General features: G+C 65.5%; 6 protein-coding genes. 2 read left to right on the top strand and 4 right to left on the bottom strand.

Translation table 11 applies throughout. From position 1 onward, the window contains the following. Both APY03_RS43980 and APY03_RS17645 read right to left on the bottom strand, forming a co-directional pair. Window positions 1–752: malonyl-CoA decarboxylase N-terminal domain-containing protein (locus tag APY03_RS43980; RefSeq protein WP_232324314.1), on the bottom strand; the 752-nt coding region annotated here is incomplete at its 3' end. Then, window positions 749–1417: a GntR family transcriptional regulator gene (locus APY03_RS17645; RefSeq protein WP_068678536.1), complete on the bottom strand. Its 669-nt coding sequence runs from the start codon at window positions 1415–1417 to the stop codon at window positions 749–751. The genes APY03_RS43980 and APY03_RS17645, both read right to left, overlap by 4 nt. Window positions 1418–1600: 183 nt before the next feature. On the opposite strand from APY03_RS17645, the gene APY03_RS41605 reads away from it, so the two are divergent. Both APY03_RS41605 and APY03_RS17640 read left to right on the top strand, forming a co-directional pair. After that, window positions 1601–1990 carry a hypothetical protein gene (locus tag APY03_RS41605; protein ID WP_146039346.1) on the top strand — a complete coding sequence of 130 codons (390 nt, stop codon included), beginning with the start codon at window positions 1601–1603 and terminating at the stop codon, window positions 1988–1990. A 68-nt stretch (window positions 1991–2058) separates the two neighbouring features. After that, complete coding sequence (locus APY03_RS17640; RefSeq protein ID WP_146039345.1) at window positions 2059–3354, top strand: hypothetical protein; 1296 nt, start codon at window positions 2059–2061, stop codon at window positions 3352–3354. 35 nt (window positions 3355–3389) lie between these two features. Here APY03_RS17640 and lgt read toward each other — a convergent pair whose 3' ends face one another. Continuing rightward, window positions 3390–4223 (bottom strand): prolipoprotein diacylglyceryl transferase, encoded by an 834-nt coding sequence (gene lgt, locus APY03_RS17635; protein WP_068678532.1) that lies wholly within the window; start codon window positions 4221–4223, stop codon window positions 3390–3392. 60 nt (window positions 4224–4283) lie between these two features. Next, window positions 4284–4626 (bottom strand): LysR substrate-binding domain-containing protein (locus APY03_RS43975; protein WP_232324313.1); only part of this gene is annotated, 343 nt, incomplete at its 5' end.

The following is a 4626-nucleotide window of genomic DNA, read 5'->3' as shown; positions in this document are numbered from 1 at the left end:
AAGCCGTAGCAGCGGCGGTCGCTGTCGAGCCGGTTCTTGACGTCGGCCCAGCTCTTGATGTCGTGCACGGCCTCGTACTGGATCAGCTTCTCGATCAGCGAGGCCGGCGAGTCCCAGCTGATGCGCCGCAGGTCCAGGAAGGCGACGTCGAACCAGGTCGAGAACAGGTGCTCGAGCTCGGCGTCCAACGGCAGCAGGCGGCGGTCGCCCTTGAGGTGCGGCAGCAGCTGCGCGCGCAGGTCCACCAGGAAGCGCATGCCCTCCGGCTCGATGGCGAAGCGCTGCAACAGGCGCAGGCGCGGCGAGACCAGGGCTCGCCGCAGGTGTACCTGGGCCTGGGGCTCTTCGGCCGTGCCCATGGCGGCCTGGTGGCGGTCGCGCGCCGTGCTGACCTTGCTCAGGTCGGGGGCAAAGCACTCGCTCATGAGCAGCCAGACGTCGCGCCGCTCGTCGAGTTCGCGACCGGCGTACCACTGGACCACGGCATGGGCCCGGCGGCCGGCCTCGACCTCGCTGATGCGTGGATCGATCACCGCCTGCAGCTCGCCCAGCGCGCGCCGCAGCGCACGCGGCGCCAATCCCTCGCCGGGGCGGCGCAGCGTGGCTTCGAGCCGCTCGGCCAGCGGGCGCGGACCGGCGGCGCCGTCGGACTTCGGCGCCTTGGCGCCGGCGGCCTTCTTGCCCTCGGCGCCAGGGCCCGGGCGCAGCCGGGAAACGTTGCGCGTGATCCAGTCGGAGGCATTGGTGATCATGAAATCAGCTTCGCTTTCTGTTGCGCAGCGACGGCCCGCAGGGCGTCGCGCTGGCGGTTCAGGTGGGTGCGCATTGCAGCCTCGGCGCCGTCGCTGTCGCGCGCCTTGAGCGCGGCGAACACCGCCAGGTGCTCCGAAAGGCTTTGCTCGAGCCTACCCGGTGCGTGCAATTGCTGCAGGCGCGCGAGTTTGAGGATCTTGCGCAGGTCGCCGATGACCTGCGCCAGCCAGCGGTTGTCGGCCAGCATGATGATGGCCTCGTGGATCGCGTAGTTGGTGGCGTAGTAGTCGTTGATGCGCTTCGCCCGGGCGTGGCGGGCCAGCTTGTCGTGCAGCGCCTCCAGCGCCGCCAGCTCGGCATCGCTGGCGTTGCGCGCAGCCTGCCAGGCGCAGCGCCCTTCGAGCAGCGCAATGACCGGGAAGATGTCGTCCAGGTCCTTTTGCGTGACTTCGGCCACGAAGCAGCCGCGCCGCGGCTCGTGGCGCAGCAGGCCCTCGGCCGTCAGCACCTTGAGCGCCTCGCGCAAGGGCGTGCGCGAGATCGACAGGCGCTCGCAAAGTGCCGCCTCGTCGACGAAGCTGCCCGGCGCCAGGATGCCGGCGAAGATTTCCTCGCGCAGGGTTGCGGCGACTTCGTCGTGGAGGGAGTTGTGGACGATGCGCATGGATGCGGTTGTAGCAGGCCCGAGGGTTCGTGATTATTGGTAATTACGCGTAATTATCAAAGCCCGAGAGGTCGCGCGTCACAAGCGGAGGCTGCGCATGGAACCCTGTTCGCGCCCCGCGTTACCCACTGGGTCCTCTGCATTGGCCGGAGACATGTCCCACACGAGCAGAAAGAAGACCCCATGAATTTCAAAGGTGTTGGCACCAGCAGCAACTACGGGCCGAAGCGGTCACATCCCGGCCCCGACGACCATTCATCCGCGCTGCTGCAGCGGTCCCTTCGCTTCGACGAGTTGCTCGGCCGGTTCGGCAATGAGCCGCACGCCCTGAGTGAGCACGATCTGAACGAACTCGTCTGCGAATGCATGCGCCATGGCGATGTCAAGGCGCTGAGGGGGATCCTGGCAGCGCCGGCGGCGCAAACGTTGCACACGCTGGATGTCCCACGCCAAATATCTCCCGCAGTCCCAAGCCCGATGTGGCTCATTGGAAGCCTCGATCGCCGACACCGCAGCGATCTCCCGAATTCGCAGAGAGGCTTGGCAAGTTCCTCGATGATGCAGAGAGCCTGAGTGAATACGAGCTGAGCGGACTCTTCGACGAATGTTTCTTGGATGGGTCGGAGGGTGACATCGATACGATGCGCCGTATCCTCGAGACGCAACGCTTCCAGACGCTGGAGATCCACCCTCGCGCCGATGAGCACGCGTGGCGGACATTGCTCAGTGCCATGCCGGACTTCTGCTCGATCGACCGGCTGATCCTGTCCGGCCGGATCGATCGCGCCACGGCGCCTCTCGTGCTGGGGACCATGGCTCGAATGCCAGAGCTGAAGATGCTGCATTTCGATTGCTGCGACTGCGATGCGGAACTCGGTGAGCTGAGTTGTGCGGCCCTGCCGAATCTTCAGGAGCTGTGCGTCGAACAGACGACGAACCCATTCCCGCTGCTGAACGCAATCCTCAAGGTTTCGGTTTCGCAGCCGAGCGGATTCCGCCTGATCTCGAACTCTGGCATGAATGAAGAAGACCATGCCGCTCTCGCCAAGCTGCTCTCCGCTCAAGCCAAGGCCAAGCTCCATGATCTGAGACTCAGTGGCTTGCTGGCCGGCGAAGGCAAAGACAAGAACATCCATGAACTCGACGGAATGCTCACAAGCGTGCTTGCGCACTATGCCGAGTTCTTGCGGGAAAAGACCACAAGACTGACCAATCTGAGTCTTTCCAACAATCCACTGGGGCCAGGTGCCTGCGCCGCACTGCAGTACATCCTGCAGGTTAATGACGCGCCGATGAACCTTTCGCTTGCCGACTGCTGGCCCCGGGACATGGGTGGCGATGATTGGGGCGCAGTTGGAGAGCTCGTCAGATTGAAGCGCCTTGCCGGTATCAATCTCTCCGGCAACGTCTTCCGTGACTCGGCAAGACCGCTGTTTAGCGCGCTGGCGGGAAATGAAGGACTGCAGCATCTCTCCCTCGCGACTGCATGGATGGACAATCAGATCTGGGAGCATTTCTCCCGATGCCTGACGACGATGAAGCTTCCCAGCCTCGAGCTGCCGTCAAAGCCCGACCCGGAGTATCGATTCCTCACCGAGGCGATGGAGGCCAACGACTTTCTGCATACCCTTCACGCCCCGGGAATCGATCAACGGCGTTCCTGGATGACTTCCGACCAGTTCAATGCGGCACATCCACACTATCTGGCCCTCAAGGCCAGTGTCGATCGCAATTGGCAGAAATGGGACGGGGCGGCCAAGCGCCTGGAAAATGGCATGCGGCAGGTCCTGGCCCACTTGGGACACGTCGAAGGCGGTCCTTTGCGCGACGTTCCCCTCGATGTCGCCCACTATGCAGCCCAGTGGGCCGTCAAGATGAATGGCCCGCAAACACGAGTCTTGTCAGGCCTCAACGAGAGTGCGCTTCCGGAGAATTGAGCCCCCGCGGCCGCCGGTCGGACTTTTCCGGGCGATCAGCCCGGCCGGCGCGCTCCGTAGGCCGGCTGCGCCGCGGGCGCGCTGGCATAGAGCCACGCGCCGAACAGCACCATCGGCACGCACAGCCACTGCCCCATGCTCATGTTGAGCGCAAGCAGGCCCAGGAAGTCGTCGGGCTCGCGGAAGAACTCCGCCGTGAAGCGCATCACGCCGTAGCCGATCAGGAACACCGCGGAGACGCGGCGCTCGCGCCGTTCCTTGCGCGCATACAACCACAGGATCACGAAGAGCAGCAGCCCCTCGAGCAGGAACTGGTAGACCTGCGACGGATGGCGCGGCAGCATCGAGCCGCTCTGCGGGAACACCATGCCCCAAGGCAGATCGGGGCTGCTGAAGCGCCCCCACAGTTCGCCGTTGATGAAGTTGCCGACCCGGCCCGCAGCCAGCCCGGTGGGCACGCAGGGCGCCACGAAATCCATCACCTGCCAGAACGGCCGCGAACGCGAGCGCGCGAACCAGCCCATGGCCGCGATCACGCCGATCAGCCCGCCGTGGAAGCTCATGCCGCCTTGCCAGACGAAGAAGATCTCCAGGGGGTGCGTAAGGTAGTAGCCGGGCTTGTAGAAAAGGCAATAGCCCAGCCGGCCGCCGACGATCACGCCCATCACGCCGAGAAAGAGGATGTCCTCCAGGTCCTTGCGCGTCCAGGCTCCTGGCCCGGTGATGGAGCGGAAGGGTTCGTGGCGCAGCCGGCGCATGCCGAGGAAATAGAAGAGCCCGAAGGCGGCCAGGTAGGTCAGGCCATACCAGTGGATGGCGACTGGCCCGAGCTGCAGGGCCACGGGGTCGATCTGGGGGTACATCAGCATCGGGCTATTGTGACGCGCGGCTTTTGCGGGCCTGCGGCAACGGCGGCCACATCCGTGGGGTCATTGCCCGGGCGAGCCGTTCGCGGCGATGAACTGCACGAAGCGCGCGAGCGCCGGATTGGCGCCGGTGGCCGGCCAGACCAGGCTGGTCTCGCAGGCCGGCAGCACGGGCGCGCGGCGCCGCGCGGCCGCTGCGAACTCGGCCGCCGCGCGGTAGACCACGCCGGCACGCCGGAACTGCGTCACGCTCTCGGGCACCCACGCCAACCCGAGGCCGCCCCAGACCAGGTTGACGATGGTCTGCATCTGGATCGCCTCCTGCGCCACCTGCGGCACGCGTCCAGCCGCGTGGTAGATGCCGAAGATCGCATCGTGCAGCGATGGCACGATGCGGCGCGGGAAG

It is taken from the genome of Variovorax sp. WDL1 (genome assembly GCF_001541225.1).
Lineage (GTDB): Bacteria > Pseudomonadota > Gammaproteobacteria > Burkholderiales > Burkholderiaceae_C > Variovorax.
This window is presented reverse-complemented; position numbering and strand designations above follow the sequence as displayed.

Bases quoted from the DNA above. Each gene is read 5' to 3' on its own strand.
- APY03_RS17640 (WP_146039345.1), top strand. From the start codon at position 2,059: ATGCGCCGTATCCTCGAGACGCAACGCTTCCAGACGCTGGAGATCCAC.
- APY03_RS41605 (WP_146039346.1), top strand. From the start codon at position 1,601: ATGAATTTCAAAGGTGTTGGCACCAGCAGCAACTACGGGCCGAAGCGG.
- APY03_RS17645 (WP_068678536.1), bottom strand. From the start codon at position 1,417: ATGCGCATCGTCCACAACTCCCTCCACGACGAAGTCGCCGCAACCCTG.
- lgt (WP_068678532.1), bottom strand. From the start codon at position 4,223: ATGCTGATGTACCCCCAGATCGACCCCGTGGCCCTGCAGCTCGGGCCA.